Here is a 25,800-nt window from a genome sequence, read left to right as displayed (position 1 = left end):
GCGTTGCTATGGGCTGGTCATGACCGAGACCGACCGGCGCGTCGCCGTTTTCGAAAGCCAGCTGAAGGGGGCGGGGCTGCGCATGACGCAGCAGCGGCGCCTGATCCTGCGCGTGCTGGCCGAATCGGATGATCATCCCGATGCGAAGGGCATCTTCACCCGTGCCTTCGCCCTCGATCCGACCCTGTCGCTCTCGACGGTCTACCGCACGATGAAGGTGCTGGAATCGCAAGGGGCGATCGAACGTCATGCCTTCGAGGACGGCATCTCGCGCTACGAGCACGCCGACCAGGAGCATCACGACCATCTGATCGACGTCGAGACCGGCGCGGTGATCGAGTTCTCCTCCGACGCGATCGAGGAGCTGCAGCGGCGCATCGCCGCCGAACTCGGCTACGAGCTTGTCCGGCACCGGCTCGAGCTTTACGGCCGCAAGAAGCAGCCGGCGCGCAAGGGCCGCAAATAGCCGGGGACCGGCTCAGCCGTCGATGATGTCGTCGTATTCCGGGTGCCGGGCGGCCCAGGCCTTCAGGAACGGGCAACGCACCACCGCCTTGCGCCCACTCGCCCGGATCAGCTCGAACACGCCCTTCGCCAGCCGCGAGCCGACGCCCTGGCCAGCAAGAGCCTCGGGCACCTCGGTATGGATCAGCACGAGCCGGTTTCCGTCGGTGCGATAGGCGACCAGCGCGGTGCCGCCGTCGAGCGCCAGCTCGAAGCGGTTCTCCTCGGGCTTTTCGACCACATCCATCGCGTCATTCCTTGGCGGGTGCAGGGGCCGGCTGCTGGGCGGCGGCAGGCTGCGATTGCGGGACAGCGGCCGGCGGCTCCTTGGCCTCGGCGCGCCACGGATAGCTCCAGGTCTCGGTCAGCGTCTTGTTGCCGCTCTTCAGGAAGGCACGCATCTCGGCGAGCTGGCCGGGCTCGCCCGTCACGTCGATGAAGGCGCGGAACCCGTCGATCCTGGGATTCGGGACGAGGAAGGCGCGATCGATCTTGCCACGGGTGATCGACGGCACGATCGCCACCTTGTCCGGCTGCTTGAGGTGATAGTCGAGGTCGCCACCGGCGAAGTCGACGATGAAGCGGCGCGCGCCCTCGATCACGGCCTCGCTCGAGCCGAGCGCCTTCGGCACCGCCTGGAAGGTATTGACCACCCGGCCGCCGGGATGCAGGTCGTTGGAATCGAGCATGGCGGTGAGCCGGTAGCCGAAGGAAAACTCCTTTCCCGGCTCCAGCGGCGCCTTCGGAGTCCAGAGCGCGACGACATTGTCGTTGCTTTCGTCCCCGGTCGCCATCTCGATCAGCTCGATGACGCCTTCGCCCCAATCGCCTTGAGGTTCCACCCAGTAGGACGGCCGCCGCTCATAGGCGAGGTCGAGATCCTGATAGTGATCGAAGTTGCGGTCGCGCTGCATCAGGCCGAAGCCGCGCATGTTGCGCTCGCCGAAGAAGGACACGGCCTGTTGCTTCGGATTGCGCAGCGGCCGCCACAGCCATTCGCCGGAGCCCGAATGGATCATCAGCCCGTCGGAGTCGTGCAGTTCCGGGCGGTAGTCCTCGAAGAAGCGCCGGTCGTTCTCGCCGGTGAAGAACATCGAGGTCAGCGGCGCGAGCCCGAGCCTCTCGATCGGCTTGCGCGGGAACAGGCTGGCCGCGACCTCGACCACCGTATCGACGTCGGGATAGATGGTGAAGCGATAGGCCCCGGTCAGCGACGGCGAATCGAGCAGGGCGTTGACGACGATGCGCTCGGCGCCGGCACCGGGCTGCTCGACCCAGAATTCGCGGAAGGCCGGAAACTCCTCGCTTCCGGTGCCGGCGCCGATCGCAAGCCCGCGCGCCGAGAGCCCGTAGCGCTGCTCCCGGCCCAGCACGCGGAAATAGCTGGCGCCGATGAAGGCGATCAGCTCGTCGAGGACGCGCGGGTCGTTGAGCGGGTAATGCAGCCGGAAGCCGGCGAAGCCGAGATTGACCGGGAGCGGCTTGTCGAACTTGACCTTGCCGTAGTCGAACAGGTTGGCGGCGTAGGGAACCGGCGTCGGCACGCCGTCGCGCACCACGTTGACGGTGATCGGACGGTTGAACAGGAAGCCGGGATGAAACATCTGCATCCGGAAGGGAGAGCCGTTCTGGCCGAGCAGCGCCCGCTCCGGCCGGAAGCGGATGTCGCGCCAGGCGTCGTAGTCGAGCCGGGCGAGCGGCTCCGGCAACCCTGCCGGCGGCTCATAGGCGACCGCGGCGACCTCGCGAGCGCGCCGCTGCACGTCCTCGAAGCCGAAGCGCGGCTGCGGAGGCGTCTGCGGCGGCGGCGGATTTGGATTCTGGGGCTGCTGGGCGAGCAGGACCGATGGCGCAGCGGAAAGGCACAGGGCGGCAGAAAGCCCGCCCAGAACATGGCGGCGGTCCAGCATCGTCATTCTCAGTCCGTCTTCTCGTCGCCCGTCGCGACAAACATCCATTGCCGCAGCGACTTAAGGCCATGAAATGAGGCCCGTCTAGGGCAGCGCGATTGACAATGCATGAAGAGCGACATCCTGCCGCCCACGCCGCCGCGAGGCGGAGATTGCCGATCCTTCCGGCAATTGAATCCGTTTCTGCGGAAAGGGGAATAAAGCGTAGCCAGCCAAGGACTTGCGGCCGTTGGCCCGGATCCTGACCAGCGCGCCTCGGCCCTGCAAAAAAATCCGGCTCCGGGCTCAAAAAATACTTGTGATCCGGAGTCGGCATCCGTATATCGCGTTCACCCAATTCGCACGTGCCTGTGGCCGCGTGCCGGTCGGTGGGCATCCGGACAAGAGGCCGGACAGCCGCCAGGGGTTGGAAGACGGATGGAGGGGATGGACATCCCTCAAATCACGCTTCCCAGTCTCCGCGAGGAGATTGCTCCCCGACACAGACCGGCAGCCGGAGGCAAAACCGGCGAACCCCGAATCTCCACGGGGGACGCAGCTTAAAGCAACGACGGAGCGGGCTTTTTTGGTCTCGCCGGCTTTCCACAGGCCGGCACCGAAGAGGCTTGTCCTTCATTGCCGGCCGTGCGGGGTCTTCCCCAATCGAACGGTGTTTCGGGTCCGGACGTATCGTCCGTTGTCGAAGGCGTCTCCACAGCGCCTTGCGATGACAGCGATTCATTCGGCGATACATCGCATCGACGCCGCTTGCGTCGAAGGGGAGTCGCGTCTCATGACCGACCGCATCCGTGAATTCCTGCGCACCCGCCGCGACGATGGCCCGTGCGTCGTCATCGACACCGACGTGGTTCGCGAGAACTACCAGACCTTCGCCCGTGCGCTGCCCGACACCCGCGTCTTCTACGCGGTGAAGGCCAACCCGGCGCCGGAGGTGCTCGCCCTGCTGGCCAAGCTCGGCTCCTGCTTCGACTGCGCCTCGGTCGTCGAGATCGAGCTCGCGCTCGCGGCCGGCGCCACGGCCGATCGCATCTCCTTCGGCAACACCATCAAGAAGGAGCGCGACGTCGTGCGCGCCATGGAGCTCGGCGTGCGCCTGTTCGCCGTCGACTGCACGGCCGAGGTCGAGAAGGTCGCCCGTTCCGCCGAGAAGACCGCCACCAGGGACGCGCGCATCTTCTGCCGCATCCTCTGCGACGGTGCCGGCGCCGACTGGCCGCTCTCGCGCAAGTTCGGCTGCGTGCCCGAGATGGCCGCGGACGTGCTCGAGCATGGCCATCGCATGGGCCTCATGGCCTATGGCATCTCGTTCCATGTCGGCTCGCAGCAGGCGAACGTGAATGCCTGGGATTCGGCCCTGGCCTCGGCCTCGGCGATCTTCAAGGAATGCGCCACCCGTGGCATCTCGCTGTCGATGGTCAACCTCGGCGGCGGCTTCCCGGCGCGCTACCTGAAGCCGATTCCGGGCGTGCCGTCCTATGGCGACGCGATCTTCCGGGCGCTGTCGAAGCATTTCGGCAACCAGCTGCCCGAGACGATCATCGAGCCGGGCCGCGGCATGGTCGGTGAAGCCGGCCTGATCGAGGCCGAGGTCGTGCTGATCTCGAAGAAGGCCGAAACGGACGAGGTCCGCTGGGTCTATCTCGACATCGGCAAGTTCAACGGTCTCGCCGAGACCATGGACGAGGCGATCCGCTACCCCATCCGCACCGTGCGCGATGGCGATGCCACCGTCCCGTGCGTGCTCGCCGGCCCGACCTGCGACTCGGTCGACGTCATGTACGAGAAGACCCCGTACATGCTGCCCTTCTCGCTGGAGATCGGCGACAAGGTGCTGATCGAGGGCACGGGCGCCTATACGACGACCTATTCGGCCGTCGCCTTCAACGGCTTCCCGCCGCTGAAGCAGTACGTCATCTGACGTCGGAAGGAGCGCGAGCTCCTTCCTGATCCCATCGGGTCCGGCGAAGCGCCCTGTCGCAAGGCAGGCTGTCCGATGCCAAGTCGGGTGGAGCGTTCGTATCTCCAGAACGGAGGTATGGGCGTGGCTCCCGCCGGCCCCCTCTTCCCCACATCGTTCCATTGTGGCCGCGCGCGAGCGTGGCGCCGGGCAGGTCCATGAGAATGGGCGCTCCGGCCGGAGGTGCGTCATGATCACGATCCGCGACGAGATCGCCGTCGACATTCCCGCCCGCGAGGCGCTGCTCGACCGGTGCCTGGGCGAACGCCGCACCGCCAAGTCGAGCGAGCGTCTGCGCGAGGGCCGCCTGCCGGCCGAAGGCCTGGCGCTCACCGCCGAGCGCGACGGCGAAGTGCTCGCGACCGTCCGCCTCTGGCATGTGGAAGCCAATGGCGTGCCGGCGCTGCTGCTCGGCCCGCTCGCAGTGAAGCCTGAATTGCAGGGCGAGGGGCTCGGCAAGGCGATGATGCGCGAGGCGCTCTGGCGCGCGGCCTGCCGCGGGCATGGCGCCGTCATCCTCGTCGGCGATGCGCCCTATTACGGCCGCTTCGGCTTCGGCCCGGCGCTGACGCGCGAGCTCGCCATGCCCGGCCCGGTCGAGCGCGAGCGCTTCCTCGCGATCGAATTGCGCCATGGCGCCCTCGATGGCGCGCGCGGCGTGCTGGTCGCCAGCGGTGCAGCCATCCCTGAAGCCTTCGAAACGGATGAGGTCGCGCAGGCCGCCTGACGCCTTCGATCCATCGTCATCGCGCCGTCATCGCCCGGCGCTTTCCATGCGCTCACCCGCGTGGAAGGCGCCCTCGCGATTGACGGCGCGATTTTGCGCCCATACGACCCTTTCGACCATTTTTACCCCGGAACCCAGGAGTTACAGAGAATGACGAATTGGCCCGTCTACGGCGAGATCACCGGCCCGATCGTGATGATCGGCTTCGGCTCGATCGGCCGCGGTACGCTGCCGCTGCTCGAACGGCACTTCAAGTTCGACAAGAGCCGCTTCGTCGTCATTGCTCCCGATGATTCCAACCGCCACCTGCTCGACGAGCGCGGCATCCGCTTCATCCACGAAGCCGTCACCATCGAGAACTACAAGACGATGCTGGAGCCGCTGCTGACCGCCGGCGGCGGCCAGGGCTTCTGCGTCAATCTCTCCTGCGACACCGGTTCGCGCGACATCATGGAGCTCTGCTCCAGCCTCGGCGCGCTCTATATCGACACGGTCAACGAGCCCTGGCTCGGCTTCTATTTCGACGAGAGCAAGGGGCCGGGCGAGCGCTCGAACTATGCTTTGCGCGAGATGACGCTGGCCGCCAAGCGCGCCCGCGCGCCCGGCTCGACGACGGCCGTCTCCTGCTGCGGCGCCAATCCCGGCATGGCTTCCTGGCTCGCCAAGAAGGCCCTGCTGAACGTCGCCGCCGACATGCGCCTCAACGTGCCGCAGCCGAAGACCCGCGAGGAATGGGCCTCGCTGATGAAGCAGGTCGGCGTCAAGGGCATCCATATCGCCGAGCGCGACACGCAGCGCTCGAAGAACCCCAAGCCGCCGGGTGTCTTCGTCAACACCTGGTCGGTCGAGGGCTTCATCTCCGAGGGCGTGCAGCCGGCCGAGCTGGGCTGGGGCACCCATGAGAGGTGGCTGCCGGAGAATGCGCGCACCCACGAGACCGGCTCGCAGGCCGCGATCTACCTGATGCAGCCCGGCGCCGAGACCAAGGTCAGGAGCTGGTGCCCGACGCCGGGGCCGCAATACGGCTTCCTGGTGACGCATAACGAATCGATCTCGATCGCCGACTATTTCACCGTGCGCGACGAGAGCGGCAAAGCGATCTACCGGCCGACCTGCCATTACGCCTATCATCCGGCGAACGACGCGGTGCTCTCGCTGCACGAGATGTTCGGCAATGCCGGCCGTCCGCAGGAGGAGCACCACATCCTCGAGGAGAACGAGGTCGTCGACGGCATCGACGAGCTCGGCGTGCTGCTCTACGGCCACGACAAGGGCGCCTACTGGTTCGGCTCGCAGCTCTCGACCGAGGAGGCGCGCAGGCTCGCCCCCTACCAGACGGCGACCGGCCTGCAGGTCACCTCGGCCGTGCTCGCCGGCATGGTCTGGGCGCTGGAGAATCCGAAGGCCGGCATCGTCGAAGTCGAGGAGATGGATCTCGACCGCTGCTTGGAGATCCAGATGCCCTATCTCGGTCCGGTGAAGGGTTACTATACCGACTGGACGCCGCTCGACGGCCGCCCGGGCCTGTTCCCCGAGGATATCGACGTGAGCGATCCCTGGCAGTTCAGGAACATCCTGGTTCGGTGACAGCCGGAACGGGCGCTACGGCGCCCGTTCTATCCTGACGCCGGCCAACAGCCATGCTCCCGCCAGGAAGAACACGATCAGCACGGCCAGCCCCGCGCGCTGGCTGGCGAAGAGGCTCGTCGCCAGCGCGACCAGCGTCGGCCCCATGAAGGAGGTGACCTTCCCCGACAGCGCGAAGAGCCCGAAGAACTCGCCGATGCGCCCCTCGGGCGCGAGCCGCGCCATCAGGCTGCGCGAAGCCGCCTGCAGCGGCCCGGCGACGAGGCCGATCAGCAGGCCGAGCCCGAGATAGACCTTCTCCGGCAGCGAGGCGTAGAGCCCGTCGCCCGGTGCGGGCGGCGCGGCCGGAATCACGAAGAAGATGTGATCGGCACTGAGCGACAGAATGCCGAGACAGGCGAAGAGCAGGCAGGCGATCGCACCCAGGATCACCGGCTTGCCGCCGACGGCATCGTCGAGCTTGCCGCCGAGCCAGGCCCCGAGCGTGCCGGTGACGGTCAGCAGGATGCCGAAGACGCCGAGTTCGATCGTCTGCCAGCCGAACACGCCGGCCGCATAGATGCCGCCGAAGGCGAAGAGCGCGACGAGCGCATCCTGATAAATCATGTTGGCGAGCAGGAAGCGCCCGAGCGAGGGCAGGCTCGGCAGTTCCGCCACGGTCGCCCTGAGCCGCCCGACGCCGCCCTGCGCGGCTTGCGCCAGCCGCATGCCCGTCGGCGGCGAATCCGGCGTCAGCAGGAACATCGGCGCCACGAAGACGATGAACCACAGCGCCGTCAGCGGCCCCGAGAAGCGGTCGCCCTCGCGCGCGGCCGCGTCGAGCCCGAGGATCGGCGGAATGCCGGCGAGCGTCCGGCCCGTATGCGGATCGGCCGCCAGCAGGCCGAGCGTGATCGCGAGCGACAAAAGCCCGCCGAGATAGCCGACGGCCCAGCCGGTGCCCGAGAGCCAGCCAAGCCGCTCCGGCGGCACCAGCCGCGTCATCATCGCATTGTTGAAGGTGGTCGCGAACTCCGCGCCGATCGTCGCGATGACGAAGCCGGAGAGTGCGATCGTCACCGCCCAGGGCGAGCCGGGCGCCGCATACCAGAGCATGGCCGAGCCGACGACCAGCAACGCTCCGAAGGCCGCGATCCAGGGCTTGCGCGGCCCCGTCCGGTCGGCGATGCCGCCGAGGAGGGGAGAGAGCAGCGCGATGCACAGGCCCGCGAAGCCGGTCGCATAACCCCAGAGCGCCTGCCCTTCCGCCGCATCGCTGGCCAGGGCCGAGGCGAAGAACGGCGCGAAGACGAAGGTGGTGATGAGGGTGAAGAAGGGCTGCGCCGACCAGTCGAAGAAGATCCAGGCCACGACCGCGCGCCGCGGCGGCCAGGTCGCTGGCGGCGCCGTGGTCGCCGGCTCGGTCGAGGCAAGACTGGACGTCACTGCAGGGTCGTATCGGGATCGTTGCCGCCGCGGGCGAGCTCGATCTCGGTGATCGCCACCAGCACCGCGGCCCGCTCGCCCAGGCTGCGGGCCTCGAGCAGCGCCTGCTTCTCGCGCGGGCCGAAGGGACACATCATCGCCAGCGCATTGACCAGCGCCTCGTTCGGCGCCTCGCCGACGCCCTTCCAGTCGATCTTGAGGTCGTTCGCCTTGGCGAAGTCGCGCAGCGCCCTGAGCAACCCGTCGCGATCGACCTCCTCCTCGCCGGCCCGTGCGACGAAATCGACGGCGAACGGCTCGTAGTCCACCCGCGCCTGCCGATAGGGCGTCGCGACCGGCAGCTCTTCGATGACGCGGAAGCGGCTGATGCCCGTGAGGCTGATGATGTAGCGGTCATCGCCTGTCTCGGCGAACTGGGTGATGCGACCGAGGCAGCCGACCCGAAGCAGCGGCGGAACTTCGGGGCTGCGCCCGTCGTCAGGTTCCGGCTGAATGATACCGATGACGCGGTTCCCCCTGATCGCGTCGTCGATCATCGCCAGATAGCGCGGCTCGAAGATGTTGAGCGGCATCTGCCCGCGCGGCAGCAGCAAGGCGCCGGACAGGGGGAACAGCGGAATCACCTGCGGGCAATCCCCGGCCCCCTTGTAGACGGCGTTCATGCCCATCCGCTCGTCCTTCCGCCTTCAGGAAAACAACAGGGTCGAGAGCTTCCGGCGCCCGGCCACGCTCGCCTCGTCCATCGGCCCCCAGGCCTCGAAGAACTGCAGCAGCTGCTTGCGCGCGCCGTCGTCGTTCCATGTCCTGTCGGCCTTGATGATGGCGATCAGATGGTCGACCGCCTCGTCGCGCCTGTCCCGGGCGTTGAGAGCCAGCGCGAGGTCGAAGCGAGCCTGATGGTCCTTGGGATCGGCCGCAACCTTCCGCTCCAGCTCCGCCGTGTCGCCGAGCGCGGCCGCCTGCTCGGCGAGCTCGATCGCGGCGCGCACCGCGGCGATCGCCGGATCGCCCGCCTTGTCCTGCGGCGCCATGGCGAGAATGCCCTTGGCACCCTCCAGGTCGCCCGTGTCCAGATGCAGCCGCGACAGGCCGGCGATGGCGGCAAGGTTCTCGGGCTCCATCTGCAGCACATGTGCATAGAGCTCGCTCGCGCCGGCGGCGTCGCCGGCCGCGAGCGCTTCCTGCGCCGCCGCGATCAGTTCCTCGGCCTCGCCCGGCCCGACCGGTCCGACGAGCCGCTCGATGAAGGCCTTGACCTGGCTTTCCGGCTGCGCGCCCATGAAGCCGTCGATCGGCTGGCCCTGCTTGAAGGCGATGACCGCGGGAATCGACTGGATCCCGAGCTGGCCCGGAATCTGCGGGTGGTCGTCGATGTTCATCTTGACGAGCTTGACCTTGCCGCCGGCCGCCTTGACCGCCTTCTCGATCACGGGGGTGAGCTGCTTGCAGGGCCCGCACCACGGCGCCCAGAAATCGACCAGCACCGGCTGCTGCATCGATTCGGTGATGACGTCCTGCCGGAAGCCCTGGGTGGTGGTGTCCTTGATCAGGCCGGGTTGCTCGGCCGCCTCGCCATTGACCAGCATGGGTCGCCCTTCGTGATGCCGTCGCTCCGGTTCAGGGCGTCTGCCGCCGTCCGGAGAATCTGTCCGTTCGCCATTGGCCCGCCGCGGCGGAACCGTCCCATAGATGGGGAGCTTTAGCCGTTCTGTCCATCGGGCGGCACCGGCAAATCGACGATCATCGGCTCGTGCCCGGTCTCGCGCAGGAAGGCCAGGAGATCGTCGCGCGCGACGCGCAGCGTGGCGGTGTTGACGAGCGGATGGAAGTTGACCTCCTCCCCTGTCGTCAGATTGGCGTCGAGCACCATGGTCACCGCGCCCTTGCGGTCGTTGACGACCGCGAAGGCGGTGACCGATCCGGGCGTCACGCCGAGCGTCTCCAGGAGCAGTTCGGCCGAGCCGAACGAAAGCCGCCCGCTCGCTCCCAGCCGCTCGTGCAGCCGCTTCAGGTCGATGCGGGCGTCGGATCGCGCCGAGACCAGGAACAGCCGACCCTTCTTGTCCTTCAGGAACAGGTTCTTGGTCTGCAGCCCGGTCATCGCGTCGCGATGCGGCGCCGTCTCGGCCACCGTGAACACGGCCGGATGGTCGGTGCGGTGAAAGGCGATGCCGCTCGCCGTCAGCCTGGCGCACAGCTCCTCCGGGCCGAGGGGGGCGTTCTGGACAATCGCAGTCATGGCAAGGACGTGGCCAACCGTTTCGTTCCGATCCGTCCGGGCTCTAGCCGATTCCGGCCCGAAGCGGAATTCGGATTCCCGCACGCGCGCTCCGCGCCGGAAGCGGGCAGCGGACCGGCCAGCCCCGCGACGCCCGCGACCGGGCTCCGGCAGCGGGCTCTCCCGCGACCCGGACCCGATCTTATCGACAGGCCCAAAAAAACTTTGCCGAAACGCTTGCGCTCCGCAGCGCTTTGGGGCAATAACCCGGCCGCGCCGCCACGGTGCGACTGTCTCGGATGCGGGTGTAGCTCAGGGGTAGAGCACAACCTTGCCAAGGTTGGGGTCGAGGGTTCGAATCCCTTCGCCCGCTCCAGACAATCGAAAGCGCTGAGAAGCATGCAAGCGTCGGATCTTCCGGCGCTTTTTGCTTTTTGAACGCCTTCCGCGCCCCCCCCTGACGCGTCCGATCGCCAGCTCGGCGAGGCGGGCTTTCCGGCATGCCGCCGTTTCTGGTCGCATCCTTTTTCGCTCCCCCCACCCTGCTCTATCGACCGTCATCCCTGACTATCCGTTGCCAGTCGCCATGACGGCGCCGGCCCCACGGGCGCGGATCGCGGCCTTCCGCGCTTGTCCTAGATCAATGCGAGCGGACGAGGCTCCTCCTAGGACGGGCTCAAACCGGCTTTCGAAGGCGGCCCATGCAACCGAACTATCTGGACGAGCGCCTTCCGCGCTATACGAGCTATCCGACCGCTCCTCATTTCAGCACGGCCGTCGGCGCGTCGGATTATCGGCGCTGGCTGGCGGAGCTGCCGGCCGAGCTCGACGTCTCGCTCTATGTCCACGTGCCCTTCTGCCGGTCGATGTGCTGGTATTGCGGCTGCCATACGACGGTCGCCCTGCGCGACGGACCGATCGAGGCCTATCTCGCCTCGCTGCGTCGGGAAATCGAGGCGGTCGCGGCGCTGCCGGTGCGGCCGCTTCACGTCCGGCACCTGCATTTCGGCGGCGGCACGCCCACCATCCTCCGGCCCGAGGATTTCGCCGGGCTCTTGGCCCTGTTGCGGCATCGCTTCGCCTTCGCGCCGGATGCCGAGATCGCGGTCGAGATCGATCCGCGCCGCATGGCGTCGGCGATGATCGCGACACTGGCGAGCCAAGGCGTCAACCGCGCGAGCATCGGCATCCAGAGCTTCGACCCGCTGGTGCAGCGGGCGATCAACCGGATCCAGAGCCCGCAGCAGACCGCGGAAGTCGTAGCCGGGCTGCGCAAGGCCGGTGTCGCGGCGATCAGCTTCGATCTGATCTACGGGCTGCCCGGCCAGAGCGTCGACTCCTGCATCGAGACGGTCGAGCAATGCCTGGCGCTCGCGCCGGACCGGATCTCGGTCTTCGGCTATGCGCATCTTCCCGGCTTCAAGAAGCACCAGCGCCGCATCGCCGAGGCGGATCTGCCGGGCGGCGAGGCCCGGCGCGCGCAGGCCGAGGCGATCGCGCAGCGCCTCGTCGCCGGCGGCTTCGTGCGGATCGGGCTCGATCACTTCGCCCGGCCATGCGACCCGATGGCGATCGCCTGGAAGGAGGGCCGGCTGCACCGCAATTTCCAGGGCTACACCACCGACGCCTGCCAGGCCCTGCTGGGCTTCGGGCCGTCGGCGATCGGGCGCCTGCCGCAGGGCTATGTCCAGAACGAGCCGGTCATCGGCCCGTACCGGCAAAGCATCGCCGCCGGCGAGCTGCCCGTCGCCAGGGGCTACCGGCTGAGCGCCGAAGACAGGCTGCGCGGCGACGTGATCGAGCGGCTGATGTGCGACATGAAGGTCGACATCGAGGCCGTCTGCCGCCGCCACGGCCTGGATCGGACCGTCCTGGCCGATGCCGGGCCGGCGCTGCGCGCGCTCGCGTCGGAGGGGCTGATCGCGTTCGACGGCACCCATCTGCAGGTCGCGCCGCAGGCGCGCTGGATGGTCCGCAAGGTCGCTTCCGCCTTCGACGCCCATCTGCAGCAATCAGCGCGCCGCTACAGCCCCGCCGCCTGAGCCCGGCGGGCCTGCCGAAGCCATCCGCGAGATGCCGCGCCACACCTGCCCGGGAGCGCCCTACCGGGCGGCGGCGCCACGCGCGATCGGCGCGGCGGCCGGGTTGATCTGCATCAAGGCGCCCCCCCGCAACCGCGCCTAAGCGATGTGAAACGCTTGGGGCAAGGGGCACGCACAATGTCAGCGCTTGGGTATCCGGTCCGGCGACTGGAAGTCGGAGAGATGCTCGGAATCGGGTTGGCGGCAGCCGCGATTCCGATGCTCATGCTGGTTGCCGGCCTGACCGAGAGTTCGGCTTTCGCCTTCCATGCCGTCCTCGGCCTTCTCGCCGCGCTCGGCGCCGTCCTGTTCATCGGAAACCGCTGCTTCGACGGCCGGGTGCTTCCGGTGCCGCAGGAGATCGACGGCAAGCCGAACTACAACATGGGGCCGGTGAAGTTCGGCGTCGTGGCCGCCATGTTCTGGGGCATCGCCGGCTTCGCGGTCGGCCTGCTCATCGCCTCCCAGCTCGCCTTCCCGGCGCTGAACCTCGACCTGCCCTGGACGAATTTCGGGCGGATGCGGCCGCTGCACACCTCGGCCGTCATCTTCGCCTTCGGCGGCAACGTGCTGATCGCGACCTCCTTCTACGTGGTCCAGCGCACGTCGCGGGCAAGGCTCGCGGGCGATCTCGCCCCCTGGTTCGTCGTGCTCGGCTACAATCTCTTCATCGTCATCGCCGGCACCGGCTACCTGCTGGGCATCACCCAGGGCAAGGAGTACGCCGAGCCCGAATGGTACGCCGATCTGTGGCTGACCGTCGTCTGGGTCGTCTACCTGCTCGTCTTCCTAGCGACGCTCGCCAAGCGCCGCGAACCCCACATCTACGTGGCGAACTGGTTCTATCTCGGCTTCATCCTGACGATCGCCGTGCTGCATCTCGGCAACAACCTGACCGTCCCCGCCTCGGTGCTCTCGCCGAAATCCTACATCGTCTGGTCGGGCGTGCAGGATGCGATGTTCCAGTGGTGGTACGGCCACAATGCGGTGGGCTTCTTCCTGACAGCCGGCTTCCTCGCGATCATGTACTACTTCGTGCCGAAGCGGGCGAACCGGCCGATCTACAGCTACCGGCTCTCGATCATCCATTTCTGGGCGCTGATCTTCCTATACATCTGGGCGGGGCCGCATCACCTCCACTACACCGCCCTGCCCGACTGGGCGCAGACGCTCGGCATGACCTTCTCGATCATGCTGTGGATGCCGTCCTGGGGCGGGATGATCAACGGGATCATGACCCTCTCGGGCGCCTGGGACAAGCTGCGCACCGACCCGGTGCTGCGGATGATGGTGGTCTCGCTCGCCTTCTACGGCATGTCGACCTTCGAGGGCCCGCTGATGTCGATCAAGGCCGTCAACGGCCTGTCGCACTACACCGACTGGACCGTCGGCCACGTCCATTCCGGCGCGCTCGGCTGGGTCGCCTACATCTCCTTCGGCGCGATCTACTGCCTCGTGCCCTGGCTGTGGAACCGGCGCGAGCTCTATTCCCTCAAGCTCGTCAACTGGCACTTCTGGATCTCGACCCTGGGCATCGTGCTCTACATCTCGGCGATGTGGGTCGCGGGCATCATGCAGGGCCTGATGTGGCGCGCCTATACCTCGCTGGGCTTCCTCGAATACTCCTTCATCGAGACCGTCGCGGCGATGCACCCCTACTACGTCATCCGCGCGCTCGGCGGGGCGCTGTTCCTGACCGGCGCGCTGATCATGGCCTTCAATCTCTGGATGACGGTGCGCAGCGAATCCGTCGACGCCCCCGCGAGCGAGCCCGCCGATGCCGGCCGCCTCGCCCCGCAGCTCGTTCCCGCGCAGTGAGGACCCAGCCGATGTCCCTGTCCAACGCGGCCGGGCCGCGCCGCTCGCTCTGGTCCAAGCACAAGATCTTCGAGACCAACTCGATCATCCTGATCATCGGCGTGCTGCTGGTGATCTCGGTCGGCGGCCTCGTCGAGATCGCCCCGCTGTTCTACCTGAAGAACACCATCGAGACGGTGGAGGGCATGCGGCCCTACACGCCGCTCGAGCTGGCCGGGCGGGCGATCTACGTCCGCGAGGGCTGCTACAACTGCCACAGCCAGATGATCCGGCCGCTGCGCGACGAGGTCGAGCGCTACGGGCACTACTCGCTCGCCGCCGAGAGCATGTACGACAAGCCGTTCCAGTGGGGCTCGAAGCGGATCGGGCCCGATCTCGCCCGCGTCGGCGGCAAGTATTCGGACGAGTGGCATCGCCTGCATCTCGAGGACCCGCGGCTGATCGTGCCGCAATCGATCATGCCCGGCTACGGCTTCCTGTTCCGCAACGAGCTGCCATTGGGGGAGATCGGCGACGAGATGCGGGCGAACCGCGCCGGCGGCGTGCCCTATACCGACGAGATGATCGCCGCAGCCCGGACGGACCTGAAGGCCCAGGCCACGCCCGACCACCCGGGCCAGGACGATCTGGCGAAGCGCTATCCCAAGGCGCAGGCCCGCGATTTCGACGGTGACCCCGGCCGGATCACCGAGGCCGACGCGCTGATCGCCTATCTGCAGGTCCTCGGCACGTTCATCGACTTCAAGCTCTACGACGACAAAGCGAACATCCGCTGAGCGAGGCTGCCATGGAAACGACCTATCACGCACTGGCCCGCTTCGCGCAGTCTGCCGGGCTCCTCTATTTCGTCGCCGTCTTCCTCTCGGTCTGCGCCTACGCCTTCTGGCCGCGGAACCGCAGCCGCTTCGAGCGGGCCGCCCTCCAGCCTCTGCAGGAGGATTGAGACATGGATCCGCATCACGAGCCCCATTCCCACGAGATCGACGCCCATACCGGCATCGCGACGACCGGCCATGAATGGGATGGCATCCGCGAGCTCAACACCCCGCTGCCGCGCTGGTGGCTCGGCATCTTCTACGCCACGATCGTCTGGTCGATCGGCTACTGGATCGTCTACCCGTCCTGGCCGCTGATCAGCGGCGCCACCCGAGGCGTGATCGGCTACGCCACGCGCGCCGCCATCGCCGACGACATGGCCGAGCTGCAGGCCCGCCGGGCCAGCCAGGCGGCCGGCCTCACCCAGGCCTCGCTGGAGCAGATCAAGGCCGATCCCAACCTGTTCCGCATCGCGATGGCGCAGGGCAAGGCCGCCTTCGGCGACAATTGCGTCGCCTGCCACGGCGTCGGCGGCGCCGGCGGGAAAGGCTTCCCCAATCTCAACGACGACGACTGGCTCTGGGGCGGTACCCCGGACGCGATCCAGCAAACCCTGCAGCACGGCATCCGCGTCGCCACCGATTCCGACACGCGGATCAGCCAGATGCCGGCCTTCGGCAGGGACGGCATCCTCAAGCGCGACGAGATCGTCGCCGTCGCCAACCATGTGCGCGCGCTCGCCGGCCTGCCGACCGACGCCAAGGCGGATCTCGCCAGGGGGCGCCAGATCTTCGCCGACACCTGCGCCGCCTGCCACGGGCCGCAAGGCAAGGGCAACCAGGAAATGGGCGCGCCGAACCTGACGGATGCGATCACGCTCTACGGCATGGACCTGCCGACGATCACCGAGACGATCACCAACGGCCGCGGCGGCGTCATGCCGGCCTGGGGCCCGCGGCTCGATCCAACCACGATCAAGGCCCTGACCGTCTATGTCCATTCGCTCGGCGGGGGACAGTGAGATGTCGGTCAGCGAGGCTGACGACCTGCCCCTCTTCGCACCGTCGAAGAAAGTCTATCCCCAGAGCGTGTCGGGCCCGTTCCGGCGCTTGAAATGGGGATTGCTGGTCGTCTGCCTCGCGATCTACTATCTGCTGCCCTTCCTGCGCTGGGACCGCGGGCCGAACCTGCCCGACCAGGCCATCCTGCTCGACCTCGCGCATAATCGCTTCTACTTCTTCTTCATCGAGATCTGGCCGCAGGAAGTCTATTACTTCACCGGCCTGCTGGTTCTCGCGGCCTTCGTCCTGTTCCTGATGAACGCCGTCGCAGGGCGGATCTGGTGCGGCTATCTCTGCCCGCAGACGGTCTGGACCGACCTCTTCCTCGCCGTCGAGCGCGCCTTCGAGGGCGACCGGCGCGAGCGCATGCAGCGCGACGACGCGCCGTGGAGCGCGGACAAGCTCTGGCGCAAGGGCGCCAAGCATCTCGTCTGGCTCATGATCGCCTGGTGGACCGGCGGTGCCTGGGTCCTCTACTTCGCCGACGCGCCGACGCTGGTGCGCCAGCTTGCGACCCTGACGGCGCCGGGCATGGCCTATGTCTGGATCGGCATCCTGACCTTCACCACCTACGCGCTTGCCGGGCACATGCGCGAGCAGGTCTGCAAGTTCATGTGCCCATGGCCGCGCATCCAGGCGGCACTGACCGACGACGAGGCCCTCAACGTCACCTACCGCTACGATCGCGGCGAGCCGCGCGTCTCGGTCAAGCAGGCGGCGCGGCTGCGGGCGGCCGGCCAGCCGGCGGGCGACTGCGTCGACTGCCGCCAGTGCATCGCCGTCTGCCCGACCGGCATCGACATCCGCGACGGCGCCCAGCTCGACTGCATCCAGTGCGGCCTGTGCATCGACGCCTGCGACACCGTGATGGACAAGATCGGCCGCCCGGCGCGGCTGATCGGCTACGACACCGAGGCCAATCTCAAGCGCCGCCAGGACGGGCTCGCGCCCGTCTACCGGCCGCTGCGGCTGCGCACCGCGATCTATGCCGCGCTGATCCTGCTGGTGGGCGGCGCCATGCTCTATCAGCTCGCCACGCGCTCGACCGTCGGGATCTCGGTGCTGCACGAGCGTACGCCGCTTTTCGTGCGCCTGCATGACGGCTCGTTGCGGAACGCCTACACGGTACGCCTGCTCAACAAGCGGCCGGAGACGCGGCCCTTCGCCCTGAGCGTCGCCGGTCTGCCCGGCATCGGCGTCGAAGCCGTCGGGGTCAGGGCCACGGCCGATTTCCGGCCGGTGATCGACGTCGATCCGGACTCCTCGCGCGAGGTGCGCGTGCTGGTCACGGTTCCGCCCGGCACGCCGCTCGAGCAGAGCCAGGTCATCACCTTCACGGCGTCGGACCTCTTCGCGGGCGAGGTGGTGCGGACGCAGGACCATTTCATCGCCCCCTGAAGCGAGGACGCCATGTCCTGTTGCGGAGCTTTCGTCATGCCGATCGAACTGGCCGCCTCCGGCCCGGCCGAACAGCCGCCCCATCGACCCTTCAGGGTCACCGGCCGCCTCGTCCTCGCAGCGCTGATCGGCTTCTTCCTCGTCGTCGCCGGGGTCAATGCCACGATGATGACCGTCGCGATCCGGACCATGCCCGGCGTCGACGCCATGAGCGCCTACGAAACCAGCCAGCACTTCAACGCCGAGATCGGCCGGATGCGCGCGCAGGCTGCGCGGGGCTGGCGCGCGGAAGGGGCGGTGCGGCGCCAGGGCGGCGGCGCGGCGGTGAGCCTGCAGCTGCGCGACCGCCTCGGCGCCCCGGTGACGGGGCTCACGGCCGAGGCGCTGCTCGAGCATCCCGCCACCCATGCGCTCGACCGGACCGTGGCCCTGCGCGAGACGGCGCCGGGCGTCTATACCGCCGCGCTCGATGCCGTGCATGATGGCCGCTGGCTGCTCGCCATCACGGTGCGGCGCGGCGGCGAAACCGTCTTCGTCTCGCAGAACCGGATCGAGCTGAAGGGCTGAGCGATGGCGACGCCGCAGGACCTTTCGGTTTTCGTCAGGCACGCCCCCGGCGGCGTCGCCGGCATGGAGCTCGCCGTGGACGGCATCCGCTGCGCCGGCTGCATGCATGCGATCGAGGACGGGCTCGCCCGCGAGGCCGGGCTTCTGTCCGCGCGCGTCAACCTGGCGCTGAAGCGCGTCACCGTCGAATGGCGCGAGGGCGCGCTGCGGCCCGAGGCCGTGGTCGAGCGCCTCGCCGCGCTCGGCTTCAAGGCCTATCCCTTCCTGCCGGCCGACCAGGAAGGTCGCGAAGCCCGCGAGGAAGCCCGCCTGCTGCGCTGCCTCGGCGTCGCCGGCTTCGCCGCGATGAACATCATGCTGCTCTCGGTGTCCGTCTGGGCGGGCAACGCCAGCGACATCGAGCCCTCGACACGCGATCTCTTCCACTGGCTGTCGGCGTTGATCGCCCTGCCGACGGCGGCCTATGCCGGGCGCCCGTTCTTCGAGAGCGCGCTGCGCGCGTTGCGGGCCGGCAGCGTCAACATGGACGTACCGATCACGCTCGGCGTGGTGCTGGCCCTCGCCATGTCGGTGGTGGAGACCTGGCAGCACTCCCGGCACGCATATTTCGACGGCGCCGTCATGCTGCTCTTCTTCCTGCTCGTCGGGCGCTATCTCGATCAGCTGATGCGGCGGCGCACGCGCGATCTCGCCGGCAATCTGGCGGCGCTCAAGGCGGAGACGGCAACGCGTCTCGCCCCCGACGGGACGGCCGTCGCGCTGCCGATCGCGGCCATCGTGCCGGGCGACCTGGTGCTGGTGGCTCCCGGCGAGCGCGTCAGTGTCGACGGCATCGTCGAGGGGGGCCGCTCCGAGCTTGACCAGAGCCTGGTCACCGGCGAGACCGCCCCTGCAACGGTCGGGCGGGGCGAGCGCGTCTATGCCGGCACGCTCAATCTCAGCGGCGCGCTGCGCGTACGCGTCGAGGCCGCGGGCTCCGGCACCCTGCTCGACGACATCGACCGGCTGATGTCGCAGGCGGTGGAGAACCGCTCCCGCTACGTCAAGCTGTCGGACAGGGCGGCGCGGCTCTACGCTCCTCTCGTCCATGCCACTGCGCTGGCGACGTTCCTCGGCTGGCTCGCCCTGGGACTCGGCTGGCAGCAGGCGCTGCTCATCGCGGTCACGGTCCTCATCATCACCTGTCCCTGCGCGCTGGGGCTCGCGATTCCCGCCGTGCAGGTCGTCGCCGCCTCGGCGCTTTTCCGGCAGCGCGTGATGCTGAAGCACGGCGACGCGCTCGAGCGCCTGGCGGAGCTGGACACGGTCGTCTTCGACAAGACCGGGACCCTGACGCTGCCCGAGGCGGGCATCCTGAATCCGGAGGCGGTTCCCGAAGCGGAGCGCGCCGAGATCGCCGCCCTCGCCGCGGCCAGCCGGCATCCGCTGGCGCAGGCGCTCGCCCAGGCGCTCGGCGCGTCGGCTCCGGCGCAGGAGGTGCGCGAATATCCGGGTCAGGGGCTCACGAGCCGTTGCGGCGGCAGCGAGCGCCGCCTCGGCAGCGTCGATTTCTGCCAGGCGCAGGAACAGGCTGACGTGGCGATCCGCGCCCATCCCGATGCGTCGCTGATCGCCTACCGCAATGGCGACAGGCGGATTGCCATCGCCATCGGGCAGCGCCTGCGGCCGCAGGCGCGGGAGACTGTCGCCGCATTGCAGGAAGCCGGCTTCGCGGTCATGATCCTGTCGGGCGACCGGCCTCAGGCGGTCGCGCCGGTCGCCGCGGCGCTCGGCATCACCGAGGCGCGCGCCGGGCTCCTGCCGGGAGGCAAGCTCGAGCTGCTCGACGGGCTGGCACGCAAGGGCCGCAAGGTCCTGATGGTCGGCGACGGGCTGAACGACGCGCCCGCGCTGGCGGCATCGCATGTCTCGATCTCGCCCGTCAGCGCCTCGCATCTGGCCCAGTCCGCCGCCGACATCGTCTTCCTCGGGGACAGTCTCGCGCCGGTGGCGCAGGCCGTCGCGATCGGCCGCAAGGCCCGCCGGCTGATGATCCAGAATCTCTGGCTCGCGGTGCTCTACAACGCGATCGCCGTCCCCGTCGCGATCGCGGGCCTGGTGACGCCGCTGATCGCGGCTGCGGCCATGTCCGGCAGCTCGCTCGTCGTCACGCTCAACGCGTTGCGGGCGCGGAGCACGGGAGGAGGGAGCGCGCCATGAACATCATCGCCATTCTGCTGCCGCTGGCGCTGCTTCTCGGTGCCACCGGTCTCGCCGCCTTCCTGTGGTGCATGAGGAGCGGGCAGTTCGCCGATCTCGAAGGGGCGAGCTGGCGCGTGCTCAGGGATGACGACATGGTCGAACCGCGTCCCGACGGACAACCCTGAGCGCCGGCCTCGCCGCGAGCACGCGCGCGGCGCCCAGCCCGAGAAGGCCTGCCCGCGCGGTCAGGCGAGTTCGCAGGTTCCGATCTCGTTCAGCAGCGAGAGCCGCTCGGAAGGCCCAGCGGCCCCTTGCCGGACGGCTCGTTCGAGAAGTCCGATCAGCCGTTCGCGCGCGCCTGCGGCGAGCTCGGCCGAGAGCGGCTGGCCGTCATAAGCATCGGCGAAGCGTCCGGCGAGGTCTGCGAGCAGCCGCAAAAGGGCGGCATGGTCCGGTTCCGCGGCGCGCAGCGCCAGGGCCCGGTCCTGAAATGCGAGATGGGTCAGGAGGCTGCCCTTCTGCTGCTGCAGCCAATCCAGAAGCTCGTTCATCGGTTCTCTCTGCGTTGTCCTGTAGGCCGCTTCGGCGCACCGGCGGCAATCGGCATGGTGGTGCCCGGTTTCAGCCGCGCCCGGCGTGGCCGGCGCGGCCGCCATGACGGGCCGACCAGGCCACCGGATCGGCCAGGAAGCGTTCGATCTCGGCGCGGTCGTCCGGTGGAAGCCGCTCGCTGGCCGCGGCGCGCAGCACATCGTTCCAGCGCGCCAGCGCGTGCAGCGTGAGGCCTGCCTCCCGCAGGCGGGCGCCGGCCCCGGGAAAGACGTCGTGATAGAAGATCGTCAGCACGTGACGGACCTCGGCCCCCGCGGCCCGCAGGCCGCGAACGAAATTGAGCTTGCTGCCGCCATCGGTCGTCAGATCGTCCATCAGCAGCACCCGCATGCCCTCGACCGGGCCGCCTTCGACCTGGGCGTTGCGCCCGATGCCGAGCGGGCGCTTGCGGACGTAGCGCAGCTTCAGCTCCATGCCGTCCGCGAGCCAGGCGGCGAAGGCGATGCCGGCCGTCTCGGCGCCGGCGACGGCATCGAGGCTGCCGGGCGGGAAGGCCGCTTCGGCATGGCGCAGCGCCAGAGCCGTCACGGCCCGGCGCAGCCGCGGCTCGCCGATGAGGAGCCGGGCATCGACATAGACCGGGCTCGCCCAGCCGGCGGCGAGGATGAAGGGCTGCGCCCGGGCGACATGGATCGCGCCGGCCTCGAACAGGAGCCGCGCCACCGCCCCGCCGATCGCGTCCGCCGTCATGGCTTCACCTCGCCCAGCGACCAGGGCAGTTCCTCGCCGCCGCGGAAGACGACGACGTCCTCCGCGCCCACAGCGACCGCCGCCGCGATCCGGCAGGGCCGCTTCTCCAGCGTGATCGTGCCCTCGTTCAGCGGCAGCCCGTAGAAGCGCGCGCCGTTCACCGCCGCGAAGGCCTCGAAACGATCGAGCGCGCCTTCCTCCTCGAAGACCTGGACATAGGTCTGCAGGGCGGTCGCACCGGCGAAGACCCCCGCCGAGCAGCACTCCGCCTGCTTGGCGCCGCGCAGGTGCGGAGCGGTGTCGGTGCCGATGAAGAAATTGCCGTCCCCCGAGGTGGCCGCCCGGCGCAGGGCCTGGCGGTGGCGCTCGCGCTTCGCGACCGGCAGGCAGTAGAGATGCGGTCGCAGGCCGCCCTGGAAGAGCGAGGTGCGGTTGATGACCAGGTGATGCGGCGTGATCGTACCCGCCGCCCGGCCGGCATGGGCGCGGACCAGCGCGACGGTCTCGGCCGTGGTGACATGCTCGATCACGGTCTTCAGACCCTGGTGCCGCTTCAGCAGCGGGAGCATCTCCTGCTCCATGAACACGGCCTCGCGGTCGAAGATGTCGACGGCCGGATCGGTCGCCTCCCCGTGAACCAGGAGCGGCATGCCGATCCGCTCCATCCGCTCCAGCACCGGAGCCAGCTTCGCGATATCGGTGACTCCGTGATGGGCGTTCGTGGTCGCGCCGGCCGGATACAGCTTGGCCGCGGCCCAGACGCCCGTGTGGAACCCGCGCTCGATCTCGTCGGGCCGGGTCGCATCAGTCAGGTAGCAGGTCATCAGCGGCGCGAAGTCGGAACCGTCGGGGCGCGCCGCCAGGATGCGTGCGCGATAGGCCTCGGCCGCCTCGACGCCGGTGATCGGCGGCACCAGGTTCGGCATGACGATGCCCCGCCTGAACTGAGCGGCGGTGAAGGGCAGCACGGCCTTCACCATCGCGCCGTCGCGCAGATGCACATGCCAGTCGTCGGGCCGGCGGATCGTCAGCGCCGCGAAGGCCTCGCCATCCTTGCGCGGCACCGCGTCGAACAGGCTCGATATCGTCATCGCACCGCCTCCCGGACAGCCTCGCGCATCACCGCGATCCCGGCAAGGAAATCCGCCATCGCCATCGCCTCGCGCGGGTTGTGGGAGCCGTGCTCGTTGCGCACGAAGATCATCGCGCTGGGGATGCCGGCATTGGCGAAGACCGCCGCATCGTGGCCGGCCCCGCTCGGGACCTCCTCGTCCGGCAGGCCGAGGTCGCGCGCCGCCGCCTTGAGCCGTGCGATCCAGCCCGGGTCCATCACGGCCGGCGCCGATTCCAGGCGCCGGTCGACCTCGAAGGCGACGCCGCGCTCCTCGCCGACGAGCCCGCACTCCGACAGGAACAGGTCGTAGAAGGCTTCGAGGGTCTCGCGGCTCTGGCTGCGCACCTCGAAGGAGAAGTTCACCGCGCCGGGTATGCGCGCGATGGCATGCTCCTGCGGATCGGTGCCGAGGATGCCGGCGGTCACCACCACGTCGCGGCCGCGCTCCAGCAGCGTGCGCCAATGCCGGTCGAGATGGGTGATCAGCTCCGCGGTGGCGAAGACCGCGTCGCGCCGCAGCCAGCGCGGCACCGCGCCGGAATGCCCGGCCTCGCCGCGGCATGCGACGTTGCGGTGGCGGATGTTGCCGCGAATGCCCGTGACGATGCCGATCGGCAGGTCGCGCGCCGCCAGCACCGGCCCCTGCTCGATATGCAGTTCGATCCAGCCCGCGACGGCGGCGGGATCGAGCAGCGGCTCGCCCGTCTCGACCCGGGCCATGTCGACGCCGACGGCGCGCATGCATTCCGCCAGCGTCTCGCCGCTCGCGTGGTCGCGCGCCGCGAGATCGGCCGCCGAGAGCTGCCCGAAAAGGGCGCTCGAGCCCATATAGGCCTTGCCGAAGCGGGCGCTCTCCTCTCCGCGCAACCCGTAGAGCTTGATCGTCCGACGCGGGACGAAGCCCTCGTCCCTGAAGCGCGACAGGACCGCGAGCCCGGCGACCACACCAGCCGCACCGTCGAAATTGCCGCCCTGCGGAACCGAATCGAGATGCGAGCCGCAGGCGAGGAAGGGCAGTTCCGGCTCGCGGCCGGCCAATGTGACGACGAGATTGGCCCCGGCGTCGCGCTCCGTCGCGAGGCCGAGTTCGCGAGCCTTCGCCTCGACGAGGTCGAGCGCCTGCGACTCCCGCCCGCTATAGGCCTCGCGCGTGATGCCGACGCCGTCCCCCGTGGCCGCGCGCAGCCCGTCGAACAGCGCCTCCGCAAGGGCGCTGTCCCGGTCCTCACCGTCGAACGTCCTGCGCAGCGCCACGAGGCCGGCCGTCACGGGAGAGGGTCCAGCCAGGAGAGGTCGGGCTCGTCGGCCTCCTCGATCACCACGCCGCGGATCAGGTCGGTGACGCGCGGAATCTCGCGATGCAGGCAGAAGGCGGCGAGGTCGTCGATGATCGTCGTCATCGCCGCCGGCTGCAGGAAGGTCGCGGTGCCGACCTGCACCGCGCTCGCGCCGGCGAGCATGTATTCGACGGCGTCCTCGGCGGTCGCGATGCCGCCGCAGCCGATGATGGGAATCGTCACCGCCTTGGCGCATTGGAAGACCTGGCGCAGGACGATCGGCTTGATCGCCGGTCCCGAAAGGCCGCCCATGATGTTGCCGAGGCAGGGCTTGAAGGTCTTGAGGTCGATCGCCATGGACAGGATGGTATTGGCCACCACGACCGCGTCGGCACCGGCCGCCTCCGCCGCGCGCGCCACCTCGGGGACGTCGCCGGTGTTCGGCGTCAGCTTGACCCAGACCGGCAGCTCGGTCGCGGCCCGCAGCAGGCGCGTCACCCTCTCCGTCGATTCCGCCCGCATCGCGAAGGCCTTGCCATCCTCCTCGATGTTCGGACAGGAGATGTTGGCTTCGATCGCGGCGATGCCGGGAATCGAGAGTTCGGCCGCGAGGCTGGCGAAGCCCTCCGCCGTCGGCGCCGAAATCGAGACGACGAGCGGCGTGTCGAAGGCCGCATAGTGCGGCATCGTCTGCGCGATGAAATACGGCACCCCCCGCGATGGAATCCCGATCGCGTTGATCAGGCTGCTCGGCCGCTCGACCACGCGCGGCAGCGGGTTGCCCGCCCTCAGCTCCCGCGTGACCGTCTTGGTGACGAAGGCGCCGAGCCGGCTGAAATCCAGCGCCTTTCCGAGCCCCTCGCCGAAGGTGCCGGAGGCCGGCATCACCGGATTGCGCAGCCTGAGCCCGCCGATGCTGACGGACAGATCGACGGCATCCACCGAACGCGGGCCGGGCCGAACCGCTGCGTTCATGGCAGCGCCTCCATCAGGTCGAAGACCGGCCCGTCCCAGCAGACGCGCCGGCTGACGATCTCGCCGTCGCGGTTGAAATCGCGCACGCAGCAGTAACAGAGGCCGATTCCGCAAGCCATCTGCTGCTCCATGGCGACCTGGCCCGGCAGGCCGAACTCGCGCGCCAGACGCTGCTGCACGCGCATCAGGCGGCTCGACCCGCAGGTGAAGAACGCGTCGCAGCCCCGCTCGGCGATCTCCCGCCGCAGGATGCGCTCGACATTGGCCGGACCGCTGGTGGATTCCGAATCGGTGACGGCGATGACCTCGGCCCCGTGGCGCTCGAAAAGCGCGACCGAGACGAGCAGCTCCGGCCGCCGCGCGCTGAAGATCGCTGTCACCTCGGTGCCGTTCGCCTTCGCCGCCCTGGCGAGCGGGGCCAGCGTCGCCAGCCCGGCCCCGCGCCCGACGGCGATGATGCGGCGCCAGCGGGGATCCAGCCTGAAGCCGACGCCGAGCGGTCCCATGATGTCGAGCCGGTCGCCCGTCCGCAACGTGTCGAGCCCGCGCGTCCCGGCGCCGGTTACCTTGTAGAGGAAAGCGACCTGCCGCTCGGCCGGATCGGCTCCGTACAGGCTCATCGGCCGGCGCAGGAACGGCTGCTCGCCCGCCGGCTGCGGGCAGAGCAGCTGGAAGAACTGGCCGGGCTGCGCCTGGGCCGCCGCCTCGCTGCAGCTCACCACGAGATGCCGGTATTCGGCGTTCACCGGCTCGTTGCGCACCACCTCCGCCAGCTCGGCGACGACGCTGGCCTTCCACGGCGCGCAGGCCGGCGGACCGGCGACCGCCGCTGGCGGGGGGCAGGCTTGCAGCGGCTCAAGCTCGATCGGCATCGCGGCGCCC

At 69.0% G+C, this 25,800-nt stretch carries 25 protein-coding genes and 1 tRNA gene; 14 read left to right on the top strand and 12 right to left on the bottom strand.

Annotated features, from left to right (window positions below):
* Positions 1-19 precede the first annotated feature (19 nt).
* Positions 20-466 (top strand): Fur family transcriptional regulator, encoded by a 447-nt coding sequence (locus BGO20_RS10030; RefSeq protein ID WP_291659778.1) that lies wholly within the window; start codon positions 20-22, stop codon positions 464-466.
* A 12-nt stretch (positions 467-478) separates the two neighbouring features.
* Here the strand turns inward: BGO20_RS10030 and BGO20_RS10025 are convergent, their stop codons facing one another.
* Together BGO20_RS10025 and BGO20_RS10020 are read right to left on the bottom strand one after the other, a co-directional pair.
* Positions 479-751 (bottom strand): GNAT family N-acetyltransferase, encoded by a 273-nt coding sequence (locus BGO20_RS10025; RefSeq protein WP_291659779.1) that lies wholly within the window; start codon positions 749-751, stop codon positions 479-481.
* 4 nt (positions 752-755) lie between these two features.
* A complete protein-coding gene (locus tag BGO20_RS10020) occupies positions 756-2,420 on the bottom strand; it encodes an OpgD/OpgG family glucan biosynthesis protein (RefSeq protein WP_291659780.1) in 1,665 nt (554 codons plus the stop codon).
* Between the two features lie 766 nt (positions 2,421-3,186).
* Here BGO20_RS10020 and BGO20_RS10015 point away from each other — a divergent pair.
* The 3 genes from BGO20_RS10015 to BGO20_RS10005 all read left to right on the top strand — a co-directional run bounded on the left by BGO20_RS10015 (position 3,187) and on the right by BGO20_RS10005 (position 6,685).
* Positions 3,187-4,332, top strand: a complete 1,146-nt coding sequence (locus tag BGO20_RS10015; protein WP_291659781.1) for a type III PLP-dependent enzyme — start codon at positions 3,187-3,189, stop codon at positions 4,330-4,332.
* 229 nt (positions 4,333-4,561) lie between these two features.
* Positions 4,562-5,098, top strand: a complete 537-nt coding sequence (locus BGO20_RS10010) for a GNAT family N-acetyltransferase (RefSeq protein WP_291659782.1) — start codon at positions 4,562-4,564, stop codon at positions 5,096-5,098.
* 150 nt (positions 5,099-5,248) lie between these two features.
* Positions 5,249-6,685 carry a homospermidine synthase gene (locus tag BGO20_RS10005; RefSeq protein ID WP_291659783.1) on the top strand — a complete coding sequence of 479 codons (1,437 nt, stop codon included), beginning with the start codon at positions 5,249-5,251 and terminating at the stop codon, positions 6,683-6,685.
* Between the two features lie 15 nt (positions 6,686-6,700).
* Here BGO20_RS10005 and BGO20_RS10000 read toward each other — a convergent pair whose 3' ends face one another.
* The 4 genes from BGO20_RS10000 to BGO20_RS09985 form a co-directional block, all read right to left on the bottom strand.
* Positions 6,701-8,110 carry an MFS transporter gene (locus BGO20_RS10000; RefSeq protein ID WP_291659784.1) on the bottom strand — a complete coding sequence of 470 codons (1,410 nt, stop codon included), beginning with the start codon at positions 8,108-8,110 and terminating at the stop codon, positions 6,701-6,703.
* Positions 8,107-8,778 carry an LON peptidase substrate-binding domain-containing protein gene (locus BGO20_RS09995; RefSeq protein WP_291659785.1) on the bottom strand — a complete coding sequence of 224 codons (672 nt, stop codon included), beginning with the start codon at positions 8,776-8,778 and terminating at the stop codon, positions 8,107-8,109. The genes BGO20_RS10000 and BGO20_RS09995 overlap by 4 nt, the downstream gene beginning before the upstream one ends.
* Before the next feature lie 18 nt (positions 8,779-8,796).
* On the bottom strand, positions 8,797-9,696 hold the full coding sequence (trxA, locus tag BGO20_RS09990) for a thioredoxin (protein ID WP_291659786.1): 900 nt from the start codon (positions 9,694-9,696) through the stop codon (positions 8,797-8,799).
* Positions 9,697-9,809: 113 nt separating this feature from the next.
* Positions 9,810-10,349 (bottom strand): prolyl-tRNA synthetase associated domain-containing protein, encoded by a 540-nt coding sequence (locus BGO20_RS09985; RefSeq protein WP_291659787.1) that lies wholly within the window; start codon positions 10,347-10,349, stop codon positions 9,810-9,812.
* Between the two features lie 280 nt (positions 10,350-10,629).
* Between BGO20_RS09985 and BGO20_RS09980 the strand changes: the two genes are divergently transcribed.
* From BGO20_RS09980 to ccoS, 10 genes are all read left to right on the top strand, one after another.
* Positions 10,630-10,704: transfer RNA gene (locus BGO20_RS09980), tRNA-Gly, on the top strand.
* Between the two features lie 325 nt (positions 10,705-11,029).
* Positions 11,030-12,370 carry an oxygen-independent coproporphyrinogen III oxidase gene (hemN, locus tag BGO20_RS09975; protein WP_291659788.1) on the top strand — a complete coding sequence of 447 codons (1,341 nt, stop codon included), beginning with the start codon at positions 11,030-11,032 and terminating at the stop codon, positions 12,368-12,370.
* Between the two features lie 258 nt (positions 12,371-12,628).
* Complete coding sequence (gene ccoN / locus BGO20_RS09970; RefSeq protein ID WP_291659956.1) at positions 12,629-14,227, top strand: cytochrome-c oxidase, cbb3-type subunit I; 1,599 nt, start codon at positions 12,629-12,631, stop codon at positions 14,225-14,227.
* 11 nt (positions 14,228-14,238) lie between these two features.
* Positions 14,239-15,003, top strand: a complete 765-nt coding sequence (ccoO, locus tag BGO20_RS09965) for a cytochrome-c oxidase, cbb3-type subunit II (RefSeq protein WP_291659789.1) — start codon at positions 14,239-14,241, stop codon at positions 15,001-15,003.
* An 11-nt stretch (positions 15,004-15,014) separates the two neighbouring features.
* Positions 15,015-15,170: a cbb3-type cytochrome c oxidase subunit 3 gene (locus tag BGO20_RS09960; RefSeq protein WP_291659790.1), complete on the top strand. Its 156-nt coding sequence runs from the start codon at positions 15,015-15,017 to the stop codon at positions 15,168-15,170.
* Positions 15,171-15,173: 3 nt separating this feature from the next.
* Positions 15,174-16,064, top strand: a complete 891-nt coding sequence (gene ccoP / locus BGO20_RS09955; RefSeq protein ID WP_291659791.1) for a cytochrome-c oxidase, cbb3-type subunit III — start codon at positions 15,174-15,176, stop codon at positions 16,062-16,064.
* Position 16,065: 1 nt separating this feature from the next.
* The gene (gene ccoG, locus BGO20_RS09950; RefSeq protein ID WP_291659792.1) at positions 16,066-17,502 is read left to right on the top strand and encodes a cytochrome c oxidase accessory protein CcoG; all 1,437 of its coding nucleotides are present in this window, start codon (positions 16,066-16,068) and stop codon (positions 17,500-17,502) included.
* Positions 17,503-17,538: 36 nt separating this feature from the next.
* On the top strand, positions 17,539-18,069 hold the full coding sequence (locus BGO20_RS09945) for a FixH family protein (protein ID WP_291659793.1): 531 nt from the start codon (positions 17,539-17,541) through the stop codon (positions 18,067-18,069).
* A gap of 3 nt (positions 18,070-18,072) precedes the next feature.
* Positions 18,073-20,268, top strand: a complete 2,196-nt coding sequence (locus BGO20_RS09940; RefSeq protein ID WP_291659794.1) for a heavy metal translocating P-type ATPase — start codon at positions 18,073-18,075, stop codon at positions 20,266-20,268.
* Positions 20,265-20,435: a cbb3-type cytochrome oxidase assembly protein CcoS gene (gene ccoS, locus BGO20_RS09935; protein WP_291659795.1), complete on the top strand. Its 171-nt coding sequence runs from the start codon at positions 20,265-20,267 to the stop codon at positions 20,433-20,435. The genes BGO20_RS09940 and ccoS overlap by 4 nt, the downstream gene beginning before the upstream one ends.
* Positions 20,436-20,495: 60 nt before the next feature.
* Here ccoS and BGO20_RS09930 read toward each other — a convergent pair whose 3' ends face one another.
* The 6 genes from BGO20_RS09930 to BGO20_RS09905 form a co-directional block, all read right to left on the bottom strand.
* Positions 20,496-20,801, bottom strand: coding sequence for a hypothetical protein (locus tag BGO20_RS09930; RefSeq protein WP_291659797.1), 306 nt, complete (start codon positions 20,799-20,801; stop codon positions 20,496-20,498).
* Positions 20,802-20,871: 70 nt separating this feature from the next.
* Positions 20,872-21,552 carry an orotate phosphoribosyltransferase gene (locus BGO20_RS09925; RefSeq protein WP_291659798.1) on the bottom strand — a complete coding sequence of 227 codons (681 nt, stop codon included), beginning with the start codon at positions 21,550-21,552 and terminating at the stop codon, positions 20,872-20,874.
* Positions 21,549-22,643: a dihydroorotase gene (pyrC, locus tag BGO20_RS09920; RefSeq protein WP_291659800.1), complete on the bottom strand. Its 1,095-nt coding sequence runs from the start codon at positions 22,641-22,643 to the stop codon at positions 21,549-21,551. Before pyrC ends, BGO20_RS09925 begins: the two co-directional genes overlap by 4 nt.
* Entirely contained in the window at positions 22,640-23,935 is a 1,296-nt protein-coding gene (locus BGO20_RS09915) for a Zn-dependent hydrolase (protein ID WP_291659802.1), read from the bottom strand. The genes pyrC and BGO20_RS09915 overlap by 4 nt, the downstream gene beginning before the upstream one ends.
* Positions 23,932-24,918 (bottom strand): dihydroorotate dehydrogenase, encoded by a 987-nt coding sequence (locus tag BGO20_RS09910; RefSeq protein WP_291659804.1) that lies wholly within the window; start codon positions 24,916-24,918, stop codon positions 23,932-23,934. Before BGO20_RS09910 ends, BGO20_RS09915 begins: the two co-directional genes overlap by 4 nt.
* Positions 24,915-25,790, bottom strand: coding sequence for a dihydroorotate dehydrogenase electron transfer subunit (locus BGO20_RS09905; RefSeq protein WP_291659805.1), 876 nt, complete (start codon positions 25,788-25,790; stop codon positions 24,915-24,917). The genes BGO20_RS09910 and BGO20_RS09905 overlap by 4 nt, the downstream gene beginning before the upstream one ends.
* Positions 25,791-25,800: the final 10 nt, after the last annotated feature.

Origin of the sequence: Allobosea sp. 67-29, assembly GCF_001898115.1 — a bacterium.
GTDB lineage: Bacteria > Pseudomonadota > Alphaproteobacteria > Rhizobiales > Beijerinckiaceae > Allobosea.
Note: the sequence above shows the minus strand (reverse complement) of the source record. Positions and strands in the feature narration are given on the sequence as shown.